The following is a 382-nucleotide window of genomic DNA, read 5'->3' as shown; positions in this document are numbered from 1 at the left end:
CACTGGGCATTTCTGGGAGCGCCGCTTTGATTCTGATAATAGGCGATGCGGAATTTTCTATCTTCTGCTCTTTCTAACTGAGCTAAATACTGCTTGACGAATTTGTAATCACCCCTAGCGTTGACTTTGGAGCGAGAATCTACTGGCGTTGTCGTGTTGGAGGCTAGGGCTATGTCTTTGGCCGATTCTTCAGTCAGTCCAATGTGGATCGTAACTTTTACCCTGGCTTCGGTTAGATCATATTTGTAATTTTTCGCTTGCTCAAACCCTAATACTGTGTGGCCACCGTTGATAATCCCATCACTACCGCCCTCGTTAGCTTCTAAGACTTCTAGCTCCAGTTCAGTTTTGTTCTTGATAGGCTTAACTTTATTGGCTGACA

1 protein-coding gene is annotated in these 382 nt (G+C 44.8%); it reads right to left on the bottom strand.

Going from position 1 to position 382, the window contains the following annotated elements; all coding sequences use genetic code 11:
* Positions 1-382, bottom strand: a 382-nt coding sequence (locus GNF10_RS37380; RefSeq protein ID WP_185607527.1) for an AIPR family protein, incomplete at both ends; no start/stop codon positions are given.

This window comes from Nostoc sp. UCD121 (genome assembly GCF_014222285.1).
Lineage (GTDB): Bacteria > Cyanobacteriota > Cyanobacteriia > Cyanobacteriales > Nostocaceae > Nostoc.
The sequence above is the reverse complement of the archived record's forward strand: the minus strand, read 5'-3'. Positions and strand labels throughout refer to the sequence as shown.